Below are 18131 nucleotides of genomic sequence, written 5' to 3'. Positions count from 1 at the left end.
TTGGAGACGGCTGCGCGGTTACGCCTCAACTTTGACGCCGCGCCAGAAGGCAATATACCCGGCGATACGACGGGCAGCCTCTTTGGGTTCGGGGTAATACCATGCCGCATCACGGTTCACTGCGTCGTTGACAACAATGTCGTAGTAACTCGCAACCCCTTTCCAACTACACACGGTATGGGTTGCGCTTTCGCGCAGATATTCATGCTTGACCGACTCAGGCGGGAAATAATGGTTGCCTTCGACAACAATGGTTGCGTCACTCTCGGCGATTACGACGCCATTCCATACAGCGCGCGCCATATCCTGTTTTCCTCCTTAAGGTGTTGGTGGACATCTCCGTTTGCCAGCGTGCTATAATTCCAGTACGGAGCCAATCGCAGAAGAGATCTCATGCCCGGAAACGTGACACGCTCCAGTCCATTCGGTCTGGTCAGCGGCATTCCGCAGCAAAAAAGCGATCTGACACTCGTCGTGACGCCAGCCAGCCCGTTTGCCCCCGAAGCGCGCAAGGGCCAGCTGCACATTGTCGTCGAAGCCGATCAGGACGTATCGCGCGGACGTGACGCCTGTGTGCTCGTGATGCGCACAATCCGGCGCATCTTTTACGAGGACCCGTCGTTTTCCGTCACTTCCTCGTTGCGCAAGGCGATCCTGGCAGCCAACCGCGCGCTCTACCAGCAGAACTTCAATGCGCCGCCGCAAAAACGCGCGGTCGTCGGGTTGACGTGCGCAGTCATCAAAGACCGCGATCTGTTTCTTGCCCAGGTCGCGCCGGCGCAGGCATATGTCATGGCAGAGGATCGGTTGCGCGCGCTGCCTGCCAATGCTGCATGGGGAGGAACAGCGTTTCCATTCCGTTCGCGCGCGCTCGGCACAAGCCTGACCATCGAGCCAGACCTGTATCGCGCAGTCTTGCGCCCCGGCGATGGCCTCCTGATCTGCACAAGCAACCTGTCAGATCTGCTCTCGCGCGATGAAGTCACCCGCTTGCTGCGCGCAGCAGAACCGGATGACACCGTCGCGGGACTGACTGAGCTGTGCCGACATCATCAGATCACCGATGCTCACGGCATTGTTGCGATGACCTTTGCCCGGCTCAGCCCTGCTGCCCAGGCTTCGCCCTTCAGCGCAGCCGGGGTCAATGAACGAGCGCGCCTGGCGCTCAGCGGCGTCGCCGAGCGCCTTGCCCGCGCCGGCGCCGACCTCGTGTGGTTGCTGCGCGGTCCGGTCGAGCGCGAAGCGCGTAAACGCGCTGAGATAACCCGCGCGCGCCTGGCGGAGGAAGAGCGACGCCTGCTCCATCCCTATGAAGAGCCGACGTATTCTGCCGATCCGCCCCCTGTGCCACGACCACTCGATCTGGGTGAGCCGCTGAGTGTTGATGCCGCTCCGCGTTCGTCATCGACAGCCCGTTCGTCGCCGCAAATGCCGGTTGCGCCAAGCGCATTGCTGGGTGAAGTCTCGTTTCGGGACACACCAGCCCCAGAGCGCGTCATTGACCTGAGTGATACACCTGGTCAGGCGATAGTCAGCCGGTATGCCCGGCAGAAACGACGCAACACCATGGCGTCTGCACGTCCGTTTGAGGACCGCTCTAACCCTTTCACCCGTCTTGGCGACGCGGTGACGCGACGATTGCGACCACGCCCCGGACCTCCGCCGCGCGCGTTGCCCCGCCAGCACCGGTCGTCCGGGCTAAGTTATCGGCGGCAAAACCCTCCATTTCCATGGTTGCTGCTGCTCCTGCTCATCTCGTTCATCAGTCTGCTCATTTTGTATGGCACAACGCTGAGTCGTGAGAATGCACTGCGCGAAACAGAGAACGTTCTGACAGAAGCCGAACAGGCAGTGGCAGCCATCCGCAGTGCGCCCGATGAAGCGACTGCACAGGAACGTCTGATCGAAGCCGAAGAGGCGCTTGCGGCGCTGCGCAGTTCGGACCTGATCACGGCAACCACGGCGAACCGTCAACGGTACGAAGAGTTGGTGCGCGAGTATACCCGGGCGCTGGCAGCGGTGCAAAAACAGACCTACTTCGAGGATCTGACCGAAGTTGCGCGCCATCCGCTGCCGGGAGGCTTGTTCGATACCGTCATCGTGCCACCGCCGCCACGCACTGTGACCGATACGTTGTCATATAGCTCGATCTATATGCTCGATGCAAATGCGGGTATCCTCTATCGCGCACCACGCACCGGCGGAGTGGCGCAACCATTCCTGCGTCCCGAAGATGGTATCGGTCCCATCAGCGTCGGACGCATCCGCGCTGCGGTCTGGCGTATCGACAATATTGTAGCGGTCGCGCAGAGCGGTGAGAGTGGTCCGTTTACGTTCTATTTTCGCAGTGGTAATGAATGGCGCTACAGCATCCTGGCAGGTAGTGAAGAATGGGGACGCGTCGGCGAACGTTTTCGCGCGGTCAACTATGAGGGCAATCTGTATATTCTTGGCGCAGCACGAAATAATGTCCTGCGCTATCTCAGCGGCGAGTACGGCTCGTTCCCGCTTCCCTGGATCCAAAACGATGGCGGACGATCAATAGAAACCGCGATCGATCTGGCAGTCGATGGCAAGATCAATCTGCTGATGCCAGATGGTCGCGTGCTGATCTTTGCAACGAACAGCGCCGGTGAGCGCGCCTTTGAACGCGAAATCCCCGTCCCGCAGATCCGTCCGCCGTTGGTGACGGCGACACGCTTTTTTGTGACCGGTCCGCCGGATAGCGGTTCAATCTTTCTGATCGATAGCTTCAACGGTCGAATTATTCAGATTGATAAACAAACCGGCGAATTTATTCAGCAGATCAGCGCTCCGCCCGATAGCCCGATCGCGCTCGATCAATTGTTAAGCGTCTTCGTTGACGAAAGCAGTAGCCGACCGACACTCTACATGGTCAATGGCGGCCAGATCGTGCGCGGATCGCTTCCTGATCGTCCTCGTTCTTTCCGCGAACCTGTAGCGCCAACGCCAACCATGGCGCCATAAGCGTTCTCTCATCAGCAAGGGATTTCAATGGAACCGGCACTCTCCACGTCACCTGCGCTTGCCGCCAATCCGTTGCGTTCGGGTATGCGCATGCAGCGCACACCACCACCATGCACCGTGGTCATCTTCGGCGCCACCGGCGACCTGACCCATCGCAAACTCATCCCGGCGCTGTACCAACTTCAGCGTGAACGGTTGCTCCCGCCCGGATTCAGCGTCGTTGGGTTTGCCCGACGCGATTGGAACAACGACTATTTTCGAGAGTCGCTGCTCCAGAGCGCGCACAGGCATTCCCGCTCCGGGATCGATGACGAGTTGTGGCACGGTTTTGCCTCAGGATGTTTCTATATTCGCTCGGCATTCGATGATCCGCAGGGATATGTTGATCTCGCCAGGCTTCTTGAGCAACTGGATGCCGAACGCGGCGCCGGCGGCAACCGTCTCTTCTACCTGGCGACACCGCCTGAAGCGTATGGCGAGATCGTCCGGCGCCTTGGCGAAAGCGGACTCAACCGGTCACCCAACGGCGGATGGACGCGCATTATTATCGAAAAGCCATTCGGTTCGGACCTGGCGAGCGCCAGGGCGCTCGACCATGCGGTGCATCAGGTGTTCGAGGAACGGCAGGTCTACCGGATCGACCATTACCTGGGAAAGGAGACCGTACAGAATATCCTGGTCTTTCGCTTTGCCAACGGCATTTTCGAGCCACTCTGGAACCGCCGCTACGTCGATCACGTCCAGATTACGGTGGCGGAGAGCGTCGGCATCGAAGGGCGCGGCGGCTACTACGACCGAACCGGCGCGCTGCGCGATATGGTGCAGAACCATCTGCTGCAACTCCTGTCGTTAACTGCAATGGAGCCGCCGGTTGGCTATCGCGCCGATGCCGTCCGTGATGAGAAAGTCAAGGTGCTGCGCGCCGTTCGCCCGATTGCCCCATCCGACGTCGAACAGGTCACCGTGCGTGGTCAGTATGGACCCGGCGCTGTCGGCGGTGTGCCAACGCCCGGCTACCGCGAAGAACCGGGCGTTGCGCCGGATTCTCTGACCGAGACGTTTGTGGCGCTGCGCCTGTATATCGAGAGTTGGCGCTGGGCAGGAGTGCCATTCTTTCTGCGCACCGGCAAGCGGCTCCCCAAACGTGCCAGCGAGATCGCCATTCAGTTCAAGATGGCGCCGCTCATGCTGTTCGAGAACGGTCCGCTCAGCGGTATCGAACCGAATGTGCTGGCGATCAAAATTCAACCCGATGAGGGGATCTTGCTCCGTTTCGATTCTAAAGTGCCCGGTCAATCGAACATCATTCGTCCGGTTATGATGGATTTTCGTTACAATGCCGCATTTGGCGTCGAGTCACCCGAAGCATACGAGCGATTGCTGCTCGATGCCATGCTGGGCGATTCGACCCTGTTCATTCGGAGCGATGAAATTGAAGCCATGTGGTCGCTCCTCGATCCGGTCATCGAGGGGTGGGCCGCGGCGCCGCCGCCGGTTTTCCCCAACTATGCCGCCGGCACGTGGGGACCGGCGAGCGCCGATGATCTGATTGCGTCGGTCGGCGCGAAGTGGAGGCGATTGTGACCGACATCACGACGACGCCATCGGTTGTTCTGACGCAGGTTGATGCTAGCGCCATCGAACGCGAACTGGCGCGCCTGTGGAGCGCAGCGACAGAGGCGGAGCATGCGGGTGGCGCGGCGCTCATGCGCGCCTGTCTGTTCAATTTTGTCGTCCTGACCGATGCGGCACATATCTCGACGATGACGGCTATCGTCGCCCGTTTGACGGCGCTGCGTCCCAACCGTGCTCTTGTTGCAGCACTATCGCGCGGGGAGAAATCGGCGATTTCCGCACAGCGCCTGGAAGCCTGGGTGCAGGCGCACTGCGCCCTCATTGCGCCGGGTCAGCCACAGGTATGTGGCGAGCAGATCACTATCATCGCGCCACACGACGCCTGGGCGCATATTCCCGGGATTGTGCTGTCCCTGTTGGAACCGGACGTGCCGGTGATCATCTGGTGGGGATTTGATCAGATACCCGGCGGTCCGACGCTGACGCAATTGCAGTCCATCATCGATCGTCTGATTCTCGACACGGCGCGGATGGATGGAGTGACAGCAGCATTGCGTGCAGTGCAGACCCTGATCGCGGCAGACGTGGCGATTGGCGATCTTGCGTGGGGGAGACTGACAGCGTGGCGGGAACAGATCGCACAACTCTTCGATGCGCCACCAGCCCTCCAACGTTTGTGGTCGCTCGAGCGGATCGTCATCGAACACGGAGCGCGTGGAGCGACGGCGGCGCTGCTCCTTGCCGGCTGGCTCGCAACACGTCTCAACTGGCGGATCTCAGAAAGGCGCGGAACCGGTGTGGCGCTCACGCGGTCCGACGGTAGCGATGTGCTGCTGGAGTTTGACAGAGTCGAAACCGCATCCGCCGATAGCCTGGCATCGGTCGCGCTGCTGACAGCGGACTCACGCTTCACCGTCACCCGTAGCGTTTCTGGCGATCACCTGACGGCCTGCGCCATGATTGATGGTCTGACGCCTGTCAAGCGGGCCGTTCACCTGCCGCCGCTTGACACCGCAGCGCTCATTGCCGATGAATTGCGCCTGGCGCAGTACGACCCGATCTACGAAGCGGCGCTGCGCCAGGCGCTCGACCTGATGGAATGTCTGGCTATGCCAGCGATTGAATAACCATTTCCACGATCCGATATGCTGCATAGACCCCGAAAAGAGTCACAACGATCACCGGAATCCAGACCGCGCCCAGCGTAAACAGACGTTCTGCGCCACTCGCGCGATCAGGGATAAATCCGGGAATAATCTGCTCCTGTGTTGACCGGGCGCCGCCAAAGAGCGTCACAAGACCGAGCGCGGCAAACGCTACTGCCGACGCAATTGCGATGAGCACCCCAAGGATGAACATGATGGCCCTTTCTAGGTAGACTCGATCAGATTCGCACAAACCGGAGCGCACGTCGAACCACGCACGATCAATTCGGTTGGCAGGACGTGGTGGATCGGTTCGCTATCCTCATCATCGAGGGCTGCCACCAACATCTCGGCTGCCAGCCGCCCCTTTTCTTCAATTGGTTGATGAACCGTTGTCAGTGGGGGTATTGTCCGTTCGGCTTCCGGGAGATCATCAAACCCCACGATCGACAACTCTTCCGGCACATGCACACCGTGCGCCTGCGCCGCTTCAAGAATGCCCAGCGCCGTAATATCGCTCATTGCCACAATTGCCGTTGGCGGTATATCCGACTGCCAGAGCCGCATAAACGCCTCGACGCCGCCTGCACGACTGGTCGGCGTTGCAATGACTTGAATGTCGGGATCGTCAATTGAGCGACCATACGCCGCCAGACCATCGCGGTACCCGGCAAACCGCGCCGCCAGCGTGCCGGTGAACTCTTCGTAGCGATGATGCCAGGATTCCAGACAGACGATGGCAATCCGCCGGTGACCAAGGCTCAACACATGCGTCATTGCTTCACATGCGCCCTGACGATCATTGATGTTGATCGACGGGACATCATTGGGCGCATCGCCATCGACCATGACGAACGGAACATGCCGCCGCCGCAGTTGCTGCACCTCGCCGCGATCAATCTCCAGACCGACCACAACAAACCCATCGACAGTGGCATGCGGAATGGCTTTGAGCATCGATCCCCATAACGGCGGCACGAGCATCAGGGTCATGCCGGTTGTGCCGCATACCGCACCGACTCCGCGCAAGAACAGCGGAAAGAAGGGATTTGCCATCGTTGCGGCGATGTCCTGGGGCAACAGCACCCCCAGCGCATTTGTGCGGCGCGTCGTCATACTTCGGGCGATTGGATCAGGCGAGTACCCCAGGCGCTCAGCGATTGCGCGGATGTGATTGACAGTTGCAGGAGAGAGTTGCGAGGGGTCATTGAATGCAAACGACACAGCCGTCTTCGAGACGCCTGCCTCCTTCGCAATTTGGCTGATCGTCACCTTGCGCTGTGTGGTGCGTTTTGCGCTCATGCTGAACCCTCGTAGCACGTGTTGCGGCAAGGAAGTTAAGAAGGAGTGCAACACGCCCGTAGACATAGTGTATCATAGCAGGTTACAACACGCAACGTGATAGTTTGCACAAAGTGACAGGTGCACACCACACCCTGCACGGGGACCCCGGCGCGCGGCCCCCGCTCAGTTCGGCGCGTTAGCGTCGGCCCGAGCGCCCTCCTGACCCTGCTCCCCCGAATCCCGAACGACCCGCCACTCGATCGTGCGTCCGGCATAGTATGGCGTCACCTCGCCATAGCGCTGCGGCACACACCATGACTCGCGGCGCAGAACAACCCGTTTGAACGGCGGAGTCACACCGTAAATGCGCTGTGCGTTATCCGAGACAAACGTCTGCAACCGGTCGAGCGCGTCGTGCTGCGCGAATATCTCCGCCAGCAACGGCAACGCAACCGGCGCGCTGAACACGCCAGCCGCGCATGCGGCGGCTTCCTTGGCATGCACCGGATGCGGCGCGGAGTCGCTGCCAAACATCACCTTCGGGTGCGGCGTGAGCGCCGCCTGCAACAATGCCGCGCGATCCTCGGGACGCTTGGCAATCGGCTTGCAGAACAGGTGCGGTTGCAACAATCCGCCAGCCACGTCATCGAGCGTGATTTGCAGGTGATGAAGGGTAATGGTCGCGTAGAGATTGGGAGAGTCGTCGAGGAGCGCCACTGCCTCGCGGGTCGTGATATGTTCCATCACAATCGTCAACCGTGGAAAGCGACGCGCCAGGTGCGCATAGATTGGCAGAAACTCGCGCTCACGGTCGAGCACGAACCCGCCGGTCTCGCCGTGAACCAGGAGCGGAATGCCGAGGTCTTCCATGAGCGCCAGCGTCGGCTCAGCATCGCGGATGCTCTGCACTCCTGCCTCGCTGTTGGTCGTCACACCGGCGGGGTAGAGTTTGACGCCGATGATATGCGGTCGCGCAGCACGCAGTTCCGCTTCGCTATAAGCGCGGAAGAAGAGAGTCATGTATGGCGTGAACCCCATACCGCCGATTGCTGTATCAATCTCGGCACGGTAACGCACCAGGCGATCCAGATTGTCTACCGGCGGAACCAGGTTCGGCATAATGACGCCGCCGGCAAAATCGCGCGCCGAGAGCGGGGCCACGGCACGCAGCATTGCGCCCTCGCGGAAGTGAATGTGCATATCGAGGGGTGAAATGAGGGTATAGATCATGGTTCCTCCCTCAAGTGACGGTCGCCTTACTTCTCCCTGCCACCCCAATCGGGGCATCGCACGCCGCTCCTGCCATGCCCGCTGCCGCGCCGCCCTCCCGCGACCGTCACCTTACTTCTCCCTGCCACCCCAATCGGGGCATCGCACGCCGCTCCTGCCATGCCCGCTGCCGCGCCGCCCTCCCGCGACCGTCACCTCAATCGGAGCATCGCACGCCGCTCCTGCCATGCCCGCTGCCGCGCCGCCCTCCCGCGACCGTCACCTTGCGCGCTCCCTGCCACCCCAACCGGGGCATCGCACGCCGGTCCTAACGTACCCACTGCCCTGCCGCAACAGTTACTTTTGCATCTGCGCCGCCGCCACTGCCGCCTGCCCCAGGCAGAGACCGCCGTCGTTCGGAGGGACACGCCGGTTGAGTAGCACCCGGAAGCCAGTGCGCTCCAACCGAGCGACCAGTAGTTCGGTGAGACGCCGATTTTGGAAGACGCCGCCGCTCAATGCCACAACTGCGGGCGCGCCGGTCGCGCGCGCCCGTTCACACGCCTGCGCCAGCGCCTCGGCAACCGTGCTATGGAATCGTCCACTCACCAGCGCGACCGGCGCGCCCGCCCGCAAATCCTCGACAATCGCGCGAATGGTCGGTAGCGCGTCAATCCGCAGTGGAGCGCCGTCCAGCAGAGCAAACGGATAGGGACGGTCATCCTGTGCGGCAACCGTCTCCAGTTCAATGGCGGCCTGCCCTTCGTACAGGGCATGGTCGCGGATGCCAGCAATGGCGGCGACGGCGTCGAACAGGCGTCCCAGGCTCGACGTGAGCGGCGCATTGATGCCGCGCTCGATCATACGCGCGATCAACGTCCATTGCTGGCGCCTGATCCGTTGCACGAACGGGATGTCCAGATCGAGGAACGCATCGCCGAAAGCGCGTTGCAGATACGTTGCACCGATGCGCCACACCTGCCGCACTGCCGCATCGCCACCAGGCAGCGGGATATATGCCAGGTGCGCAAAGCGCGTGAACTCGCGCAGATCGGCGATCAGCACCTCGCATCCCCAGATAGAGCCATCGATCCCGTACCCTGTGCCATCCGCCGCTACGCCAATGACCGGATCTTCGATGCCGTGCTCCGCCAGGACGCTGGCGATGTGCGCATGGTGGTGCTGTACGCCGATCTTCAACGGAATGTCCGACGCCAGCGCTTCTTTCGTCGCCAGATATTCGGGATGCAGATCATACGCCACCACTTCTGGCTCGCAGTCGAACAGACGCGCAAAATGGCGCACCCCCTCACGGAACGAGGTTAACGTCTCCAGATTCTCCAGATCGCCGATGTGATGGCTGAGGAAAGCATCATGCTCTTTCGCCAGGCAGAACGTATTCTTCAGATGCCCACCGACCGCCAGCAGCGGTCGGGGAAAGTGCAGCGTCAGCGTCACTGGTTCCGGCGCATACCCGCGCGACCGGCGCAGCAGTTGCACCCCGCCCGCCACGATGCGCGCCACCGAGTCATCGCAGCGCATATGAATGTCGCGGTTGTGGGTCAGCATCCCATCAGCGATGGACGCCAGGCGCGCAACGGCATCATCGTCGCGGTAGGCAATCGGTTCATCGCTCAGATTGCCGCTCGTCATCACCAATACCGCCGGTCTACCCGGCGCTTCTTTTGCATATGCGCGCAAAAGGAGATGATGAAGCGGCGTATACGGCAGCATTATGCCCAGCGTTGCATATCCCGGCGCAACCGACGGCGCCACCGGCACGTTGGGGAGGGCATCGAGCAGGACAATCGGACGGCGGCGCGATTCGAGAAGCGCTTCCTCGTCCGGGTTGACAGAGCATAACCGCTGGATTGCCTCAAGGTCCGGCGCCATGAGCGCGAACGGTTTGGCTTCGCGTTGCTTGCGGACGCGCAACCGCGCAACTGCGGCAGAGTCGAGCGCATCGCACGCCAGGTGGTACCCGCCCAGCCCCTTGATCGCCAGGATCGCCCCCTGCGCCAGCGCTGCCGCTGCCTGATCGAGCGGTGACGCATGAACTGGAAGGCGTGGACGAAACTCCGTTGACCACCAGTGAAACGCCAGTGACGGACCACAAACGGCACAAGCATTGGGTTGCGCATGGAACCGGCGGTCGAGCGGATCGTCATACTCCGACCGACATGCCGGGCACATCGGAAAGACGCGCATTGTTGTCTGCGCCCGGTCATACGGCACATCGAGCACAATTGTGAAACGCGGACCGCAGTTGGTACAGTTGATAAAGGGATAACCGAAACGCCGGTCGGCAGGGTCGAACAGTTCGCGCAGGCAATCGTCGCAAGTGGCGACATCGGGCGAGATCAGGGTGTTGCGCACAGTTGCGGCACGGCTGGTTTCGATGCGGAAGTGCGTTTCGCCCCGGGAAGCGACCGGTTCAGCGCCGATAGCATCAATCCGCGCCAGCGGCGGCGGCGATGTGCGCAACGTCTGCTCGAAGGCGTCGAGCGCACTGGCAGGACCTTCGATCTCCAGTGTCACGCCGTCACTATCGTTGAGCACAAACCCGCCTAACCCCAGGCGTTGCGCCAGGTTGTAGACAAAGGGGCGGAAGCCAACCCCCTGCACCATGCCGCGCACCATCAGGCGACGACGGATGTTCTGACTCTGATCAGAACCATTACAGTGTGCGTGTGTCACTGATCGCCTCATCACTCGACCGACATTGTGAATAGGACACGGATTCGCGCGGATACAACGGATTCGCACGGATTGGTGAAAAGGCCCGCCATTGGTCTGCGCAAATCCGTCCTGATCGGCATCAATCCGTGCGCCCCAACGAACCATACGAACGCGCGATGCGTGTAACGAACCACTTCATGACTGCGTGTCGCAGTGCCAGGGTCGTTGCAGATGGACAGTCGCAGCACGATCCCCCACCACCGTCGCCGCCAGCGCGCCCTCACCCGCACTTCTCACCAGATCAGCGGTAATCGATCCGAGCGGCACCTTGATGCGCCTGATCCAGGCGCCGCCTGGCGGTCGCAATCCCAGGTAGAGGAAGCGACCCTGCGACGGACCATGCACGAAACGCCCACTGAGATTGACGCTGCCATCGCGTCGAATGTCCGCCTGCACGTCGAAAGAAAACAGCAGCGCGCCATCCGGCAACGCAACACCCGGCGTCAGATTGCCGTTGCGATCCTGCAAGCCGAATTCAGCCAGTTGATGATCGTCCTGTGGAGGATTCACACAGATCAGGCGCATATGCAGCACTTGTTTCATCACCGACCAGCCAGACCCGGCAACAGGCGTCGCGCCTGCTGCCGAAGTGAACGATAAGCGACCCAACCCAGCAACCCCGCTCCTCCGAGCACAATCGTCTGCCGGAGCAACCAGAGACCGGCGCGCGCATACCAGGGGCGCGGCGCAGGTTCTTCCGGCGGCGGAGCGAAACGGCGCAACAGATACGCAACCAGCGGGAAGAAGACGCCGACCGTCGCGCCTAACAGCAGCGCATCACGTCCGGTGATCAACACGCGCGTCTCGTTGCCGAGATCCGCCGATCCCGCCAGCAACACCCCGACCATGCCCGACTCTACCCGCGCCTCGCGCGCTGCTACAATACCCGCCGACGCGCCGCTCAGGCGGGCATCACGCCCCACCATCAGAAGCGGCGTGGCGCTGCCGGTCATACTTACGTCACCCCCTGCATGCACCGACAGCGCGGCGCTGAACGTCATTGATACATCATCTTGCGCCGTTATTGAACGCGCAAATGCACGCGATAACGTCACCTTCTGCGCCTCGACCGCTCCGGCCGACACATCACTCAATTCGACAACATTCGCCTCGATGGTATCACGTGAGTCCGAACGCTCGATCCGCAACAATCGGTCGAACCATCCGGGACGGTGACTCGATGCCATGATACACCTCCATGGCGCTACACCAGACGCGAACAGTATAGCACACAGTGTCGGAGGGGCGTCTTCGTGGTAAGATACAGGGAGAATCGATAGACGATGGAGAGGCGGCATGACCACATACCGCGATGCGGGCGTCGATATTGAGGCTGCGGCGCGCGCCAAACAGTTGATGGCGGGAGCCGTGCACAGCACCTATTCCCCCGCAGTGCTGGCGGGCATAGGCGCCTTTGGCGGATGCTTCGATCTGCGCACCGCTCTGGGAGAAGCGCTCGGCGATGCCGTGCTGGTCGCTTCTACCGATAGCGTCGGCACGAAGACACTGGTTGCTGCGGCGCTCGGTCGCTACGAAACACTCGGCTACGATCTGGTCAACCACTGCGTCAACGATATTCTGGTGCAGGGCGCACGACCACTGTTCCTGCTCGATTATCTGGCGGTCGACCGGCTCAATCCGCAGCGTGCTGCGACACTGGTAGCGAGTGTCGCAACCGCGTGTCGCGCGGCCGGATGCGTTCTGCTCGGCGGCGAAACGGCGCAGATGCCCGATGTGTACCGCGACGGCGCCTTCGAACTAGCGGGAACGATTGTCGGCGTGGTGCAGCGCGAGCGGATGCTGCCGCAAAACGTTGCAATTGGCGACGTTATCCTGGCGCTGCCTTCGAGCGGATTGCACACCAACGGCTATTCCCTGGCGCGGCGAGCGCTTGGACCGGATAGCGCCTTCGGGTATGACGCTACACCCGCCGAATTAGGCGGCAGAAGCGTCGGCGAGGCATTACTCGAACCGCACCGGTCGTATCTTTCCGCGTTCGAGCAGTTGGCAGCAGCGGAGATACCGGTACACGCGCTGGCGCACATCACCGGCGGCGGCGTATATGAAAACCTGCCGCGCGTCCTTCCAGAAGGGTATGGCGCAGTCATCCGGCGCGGCACATGGGATGTCCCGCCGATCTGTGCGCTTGTGGTGCATGCTGCCGGTCTCGATGAGCACGAAGCCTATCGCACACTGAACATGGGTCTCGGCATGCTCGTAATCGTCCCATCCGAAGCCGCCGACGCCGCACTGCGCACCGTCCATGAAGCCCGGCTGGTCGGCGAAGTGATCGCCGGCGAAGGAGTGCATCTGATAGCATAGCACAGTAAGGGCAGGTCGCAGACCCGCCCCGACTGGGCGCAGTAGTAAGGGCGGGTCTCTGACCCGCCCCAACCGGGCAGGTCGCAGACCCGCCCCGACTGGGCGCAGTAGTAAGGGCGGGTCTCTGACCCGCCCCCAACCGGGCAGGTCGCAGACCCGCCCCGACTGGGCAGCGCTCTGACCCGCCCCGACTGGGCGCAGTAGTAAGGGCGGGTCTCTGACCCGCCCCCAACCGGGCAGGTCGCAGACCCGCCCCGACTGGGCAGCGCTCTGACCCGCCCCGACTGGGCGCAGTAGTAAGGGCGGGTCTCTGACCCGCCCCCAACCGGGCAGGTCGCAGACCCGCCCCGACTGGGCGCAGTAGTAAGGGCGGGTCTCTGACCCGCCCCAACCGGGCAGGTCGCAGACCCGCCCCGACTGGGCGCAGTAGTAAGGGCGGGTCTCTGACCCGCCCCCAACCGGGCAGGTCGCAGACCCGCCCCGACTGGGCGCAGTAGTAAGGGCGGGTCTCTGACCCGCCCCAACCGGGCAGGTCGCAGACCTGCCCCGACTGGGCAGCGCTCTGACCCGCCCCGACTGGGCGCAGTAGTAAGGGCGGGTCTCTGACCCGCCCCAACCGGGCAGGTCGCAGACCCGCCCCGACTGGGCGCAGTAGTAAGGGCGGGTCTCTGACCCGCCCCAACCGGGCAGGTCGCAGACCCGCCCCAACCGGTCGCAGTAGTAAGGGCGGGTCTCTGACCCGCCCCAACCGGACAGGTCTCTGACCTGCCCCGACTGGCAACGCGCCAAAGAACTGGCGGCGCGCGTCGCAGCACTGGAAGCAGAGCTGGCGCATCTGCACGAAAGGAGCAGCCAATGAATCTGGGAGAGAAACTCACTGAGGGCAAGACCAAAATAGTCTATGCCCATCCCAACGATCCGACTCTGGCAATCATCATCCACAAGGATGGGATCAGCGCTGGCGACGGTGCGCGGCGTCATATCATTCCGGGGAAGGGAGCGTTGAGCGGGCGCACAACCGCCAACGTCTTCACAATGCTCAACCATGCCGGCGTCGCCACCCATTTCGTCGCTGCGCCAGAACCGACGGTTATGATTGTGCGTCGCTGTGTCATGATCCCGCTCGAAGTGGTGAATCGGCGGATCGCCACCGGCTCATACATCCGGCGTCATCCCGATGTCGCTGAAGGAACCCGGTTCGACCCGCCGTTGCTCGAGTTCTTTCTGAAAGACGATGCACGGCACGATCCCCAGATCTCGCCTGAGGAGATCGTGGCTCAGGGGATCGCCAGTGCCGACGAGGTGGAACAGCTGGCCTCCGAGTCACGGCGTGTCTTTCTACTGATCGAGGAAGCATGGGCAGCGCAGGATATCGTGCTGTGCGACTTGAAGATCGAATTCGGACGCGACGCTTCAGGCGCACTGGTGGTCGCTGATGTGATCGACAATGACTCGTGGCGCATCTGGCCCGGCGGGATGAAAGAGCGTATGCTCGATAAGCAGGTCTACCGCAATATGCCGGTTGTGACCGACGATGGGTTGGAACAGGTGCGCCGATTGTATGAAGAAGTGGCGCATCGTACCGATGCATGGGTCAATCGCTGAGGGGAGCATACACGCTCCTGCTCTGAGCTTTTTTTGCGAACTGGATCAGGCGGCGCTCGCGCGGCTATTTGCCGATCCGATAGTGATCGAGCATGTACGCATGCTCAATGCGGGCATCTGCATCGGCTTGCGCGATTTGAGTACGGAACGGGCGGCAGTGATCCGTCACCTGAACGAGGCAGGCGTTCCATTGACAGCATGGCTCTTGCTACCAGAGGATCAGGGATACTGGTTCAACATCAATAACGCACCAGAAGCCGCTGCGCGCTACGCGGCATTCCGCATGTGGACGGCGGCGCACGCATTGCGCTGGCACGCCGTCGGGCTAGATATTGAGTTCGATATGCGCGATCTTCAGGCAGCGCTTGCGAATCGGCGCTATCTGGCGCGGGTGTTGCTGCGCAACCTGTTCAATACGCAGCGACGACGGCGCGCGATTGCGGCGTATTGCGCACTGGCGGAGCAGATTCGGGCAGATGGTTATCGAACTGAAAGTTACACACTGCCGTTCGTTCTTGATGAGCGACAGGTTGGCTCGTCTTTGCTCTCTCGTCTTTTGGGCTTGGCGGATGTGCCGGTTGATTGCGATATTCCGATGCTCTACAGCAGTTTCCTGCGCCCATATGGCACCGGCGTCGTGTGGAGCTACGGGCGCAACGCGCGCGCTATCGCCATCGGCAGCACCGGCGGCGGGGTGAGCGTCGGCGGGGCGGACCGGATTGCACCGCTCTCGTGGGAAGAACTGGCGCGCGACCTGCGCCTCGCGCGCCGCCAGTGTGATGCGATTGCGATCTTCAGTTTGGAAGGATGTGTGCGCGAAGGGTATCTAGAGCGGCTGCGCTCTTTCAATTGGGATGCACCGGTTGAAATACCGGCGCGCGCAGTGATACGGATTGAGTGCATTCGCGCGCTGTTGCGCAGCATCCTGTGGATCAGCGCTCGCGCACCGCAGTTCGCCCTGGCGACAGGAACGATTGCGACGGTGCTGTGGATGAAGAACAGGCATCGGTGAGAAGTGTAATGAAGCAGACCGGCATCCCCTCTCGCCGCTCCCCTCTCGCCTCTCGCCTTCCCCCCCTCTCGCCTCTCCACAAATGCGAGATAAATCTCGCGCTACGCCATTGTCGGACCCCTCTCGCCTCTCGCTTCTCCACAAATGCGAGATAAATCTCGCGCTACGCCATCGTCGGACCCCTCTCGCCTCTCGCTTCTCCACAAATGCGAGATAAATCTCGCGCTACGCCATCGTCGGACCCCTCTCACCTCTCGCCTTCCCCCCCTCTCGCCTCTCCACAAATGCGAGATAAATCTCGCGCTACGCCATCGTCGGACCCCTCTCGCCTCTCGCCTTCCCCCCCTCTCGCCTCTCCACAAATGCGAGATAAATCTCGCGCTACGCCATGGTCGGGACCCTCGCGCCTCTCGCCTTCCCCCCCTCTCGCCTCTCCACAAATGCGAGATAAATCTCGCGCTACGCCATGGTCGGGACCCTCGCGCCTCTCGCCTTCCCCCCCTCTCGCCTCTCCACAAATGCGAGATAAATCTCGCGCTACGCCATTGTCGGACCCCTCTCGCCTCTCGCCTTCCCCCTCTCGCCTTCCCCCCTCTCGCCTCTCCACAAATGCGAAATAAATCTCGCGCTACGCCATTGTCGGACCCCTCTCGCCTCTCGCCTCTCCACAAATGCGAGATAAATCTCGCGCTACGCCATCGTCGGACCCCTCTCGCCTCTCGCCTTCCCCCTCTCGCCTCTCCACAAATGCGAAATAAATCTCGCGCTACGCCATTGTCGGACCCCTCTCGCCTCTCGCCTTCCCCCTCTCGCCTTCCCCCCTCTCGCCTCTCCACAAATGCGAAATAAATCTCGCGCTACGCCATCGTCGGACCCCTCTCGCCTCTCGCCTTCCCCCCCTCTCGCCTCTCCACAAATGCGAGATAAATCTCGCGCTACGCCATTGTCGGACCCCTCTCGCCTCTCGCCTTCCCCCCCTCTCGCCTCTCGCCTCTCCACAAATGCGAGATAAATCTCGCGCTACGCCATTGTCGGACCCCTCTCGCCTCTCGCCTTCCCCCCCTCTCGCCTTCCCCCCTTCCCCCCTCTCACCTCTCGCCTTCCCCCCCTCTCGCCTCTCACCTCTCGCCCCACGCCTACAACATACACCGGGTTGGTATACAACCACGGCATTCCACGGCGATACGCTTCCATGCGGTAGACTCCCGGCAGCATGACCGAATGGCGCAGTAGACGCGCGCCACGCGCAAGAATGCGTCCATCGTGGATCAGATGCACCTGCGCATCACACCCGACATCAACCATGAACGTGAGCGGACCATCGCGCAGATCGGCAGTATCGCCCGGATGCCAGTATGCTGCTCCGCGTGCTGCGTAAAACGTCAACGCCGGGCAATCACCGTCGAGTCGGTTGACAAAATACGAACAACCGGCAGCGAGCGCGTTGAGGATGGTTCGGGTTGCCTCGGCAACATCGAGCGGCAGTCGATCTGGCAGAACCACATAATTCGTCAACGTACCAAACATCCAGCGGTAGGGAAAGACCTCGACCCGTCCCCAGAGCGTCTTGCGCACAAATGCATGGGCATCGACCCCGCCAATGCCAAAAGTGCGCTTCCCTGCCATGTTGAGCCGGTCCCACCAGGCGAGCGTCTCTGCCGTCGGACCGCTGATGCCCAGGCGCGGAAAGAAATAGATCACCTCTTTGTTGCGCCGGGTCAGATGTTCCCCCCAGTCGCTCATCAGGTTCCATAGTTCGATCCCAACGGTGCGTCCATTGCGATCACGCGGACCGTCGATTCCCCAATCGTCCCAGCGGTAGACATCTTTAAAACTATTCTTCACCCGCTCGTCGGGATGGGCAATGATGCCAAAGCCGCCAGCGTCGTAGACCTGATTGATAAACTCCTGCGGCGGAAGACGCTTGTCGATGACGCGGTCGATACCAAGCGCCAGAAAATGGTTGCGCGGCGGCGTGATCTCGTGACCGGCGATCACCAGCACGTCGTGCAGCCACCCCTCGTATCGCTTTGCCTGGAGATCATCGTGGTCGGTAATGATGATCCAGCGCAGTCCCGCATCACGCGCTGCGCACGCCAGGTCTTCGACACTGCCGCTGCCATCGGAGAAGCGCGTGTGCATATGAATGGCGCCAGGGTAGTGGTACATGAGTGAGAACCGAGAACTAAGAACTGAGAACCGTGGTACACTGTGCGCCAATAGTATAAACGACCGTCAATACATTCTGGTGA

14 protein-coding genes are annotated in these 18131 nt (G+C 61.6%); 6 read left to right on the top strand and 8 right to left on the bottom strand.

From position 1 onward, the window contains the following. Positions 1-18: 18 nt before the first annotated feature. Positions 19-303 carry a DUF427 domain-containing protein gene (locus RCAS_RS09510; RefSeq protein ID WP_012120370.1) on the bottom strand — a complete coding sequence of 95 codons (285 nt, stop codon included), beginning with the start codon at positions 301-303 and terminating at the stop codon, positions 19-21. A gap of 90 nt (positions 304-393) precedes the next feature. Here RCAS_RS09510 and RCAS_RS09505 point away from each other — a divergent pair, with 90 nt between their 5' ends. From RCAS_RS09505 to RCAS_RS09495, 3 genes are read left to right on the top strand one after another with little or no spacing between them, the layout of a single operon-like run. Next, positions 394-2988 (top strand): PP2C family protein-serine/threonine phosphatase, encoded by a 2595-nt coding sequence (locus RCAS_RS09505; protein ID WP_012120369.1) that lies wholly within the window; start codon positions 394-396, stop codon positions 2986-2988. A gap of 27 nt (positions 2989-3015) precedes the next feature. Further along, on the top strand, positions 3016-4572 hold the full coding sequence (gene zwf / locus RCAS_RS09500) for a glucose-6-phosphate dehydrogenase (RefSeq protein WP_012120368.1): 1557 nt from the start codon (positions 3016-3018) through the stop codon (positions 4570-4572). Then, positions 4569-5690 carry a glucose-6-phosphate dehydrogenase assembly protein OpcA gene (locus tag RCAS_RS09495; protein ID WP_012120367.1) on the top strand — a complete coding sequence of 374 codons (1122 nt, stop codon included), beginning with the start codon at positions 4569-4571 and terminating at the stop codon, positions 5688-5690. Before zwf ends, RCAS_RS09495 begins: the two co-directional genes overlap by 4 nt. On the opposite strand, the gene RCAS_RS09490 is transcribed toward RCAS_RS09495, so the two are convergent. The 6 genes from RCAS_RS09490 to RCAS_RS09465 all read right to left on the bottom strand — a co-directional run bounded on the left by RCAS_RS09490 (position 5671) and on the right by RCAS_RS09465 (position 12127). Continuing rightward, the gene (locus RCAS_RS09490) at positions 5671-5922 is read right to left on the bottom strand and encodes a hypothetical protein (protein ID WP_012120366.1); all 252 of its coding nucleotides are present in this window, start codon (positions 5920-5922) and stop codon (positions 5671-5673) included. The genes RCAS_RS09495 and RCAS_RS09490 overlap by 20 nt on opposite strands. Positions 5923-5933: 11 nt before the next feature. Continuing rightward, positions 5934-7010 carry a LacI family DNA-binding transcriptional regulator gene (locus RCAS_RS09485; RefSeq protein ID WP_012120365.1) on the bottom strand — a complete coding sequence of 359 codons (1077 nt, stop codon included), beginning with the start codon at positions 7008-7010 and terminating at the stop codon, positions 5934-5936. Between the two features lie 165 nt (positions 7011-7175). Next, positions 7176-8222 carry a dihydroorotase gene (gene pyrC / locus RCAS_RS09480; protein WP_049768814.1) on the bottom strand — a complete coding sequence of 349 codons (1047 nt, stop codon included), beginning with the start codon at positions 8220-8222 and terminating at the stop codon, positions 7176-7178. A gap of 336 nt (positions 8223-8558) precedes the next feature. Beyond that, positions 8559-10898: a carbamoyltransferase HypF gene (hypF, locus tag RCAS_RS09475; RefSeq protein WP_012120363.1), complete on the bottom strand. Its 2340-nt coding sequence runs from the start codon at positions 10896-10898 to the stop codon at positions 8559-8561. A 177-nt stretch (positions 10899-11075) separates the two neighbouring features. Then, positions 11076-11483 carry a DUF5990 family protein gene (locus RCAS_RS09470; protein ID WP_041330513.1) on the bottom strand — a complete coding sequence of 136 codons (408 nt, stop codon included), beginning with the start codon at positions 11481-11483 and terminating at the stop codon, positions 11076-11078. Beyond that, positions 11483-12127: a hypothetical protein gene (locus RCAS_RS09465; protein ID WP_012120361.1), complete on the bottom strand. Its 645-nt coding sequence runs from the start codon at positions 12125-12127 to the stop codon at positions 11483-11485. The genes RCAS_RS09470 and RCAS_RS09465 overlap by 1 nt, the downstream gene beginning before the upstream one ends. 109 nt (positions 12128-12236) lie before the next feature. Here RCAS_RS09465 and purM point away from each other — a divergent pair, with 109 nt between their 5' ends. The 3 genes from purM (at position 12237) to RCAS_RS09450 (ending at position 15879) form a co-directional block, all read left to right on the top strand. Continuing rightward, positions 12237-13262 carry a phosphoribosylformylglycinamidine cyclo-ligase gene (gene purM / locus RCAS_RS09460; RefSeq protein WP_012120360.1) on the top strand — a complete coding sequence of 342 codons (1026 nt, stop codon included), beginning with the start codon at positions 12237-12239 and terminating at the stop codon, positions 13260-13262. A gap of 855 nt (positions 13263-14117) precedes the next feature. Then, a complete protein-coding gene (locus RCAS_RS09455) occupies positions 14118-14867 on the top strand; it encodes a phosphoribosylaminoimidazolesuccinocarboxamide synthase (RefSeq protein WP_012120359.1) in 750 nt (249 codons plus the stop codon). Beyond that, complete coding sequence (locus RCAS_RS09450; protein WP_198136023.1) at positions 14824-15879, top strand: hypothetical protein; 1056 nt, start codon at positions 14824-14826, stop codon at positions 15877-15879. Before RCAS_RS09455 ends, RCAS_RS09450 begins: the two co-directional genes overlap by 44 nt. Positions 15880-16899: 1020 nt before the next feature. Here RCAS_RS09450 and RCAS_RS09445 read toward each other — a convergent pair. Further along, the gene (locus RCAS_RS09445) at positions 16900-18048 is read right to left on the bottom strand and encodes a CehA/McbA family metallohydrolase (protein WP_012120357.1); all 1149 of its coding nucleotides are present in this window, start codon (positions 18046-18048) and stop codon (positions 16900-16902) included. Positions 18049-18131 lie beyond the last annotated feature (83 nt).

The sequence above is a fragment of the Roseiflexus castenholzii DSM 13941 genome, assembly GCF_000017805.1.
Lineage (GTDB): Bacteria > Chloroflexota > Chloroflexia > Chloroflexales > Roseiflexaceae > Roseiflexus > Roseiflexus castenholzii.
This window is presented reverse-complemented; position numbering and strand designations above follow the sequence as displayed.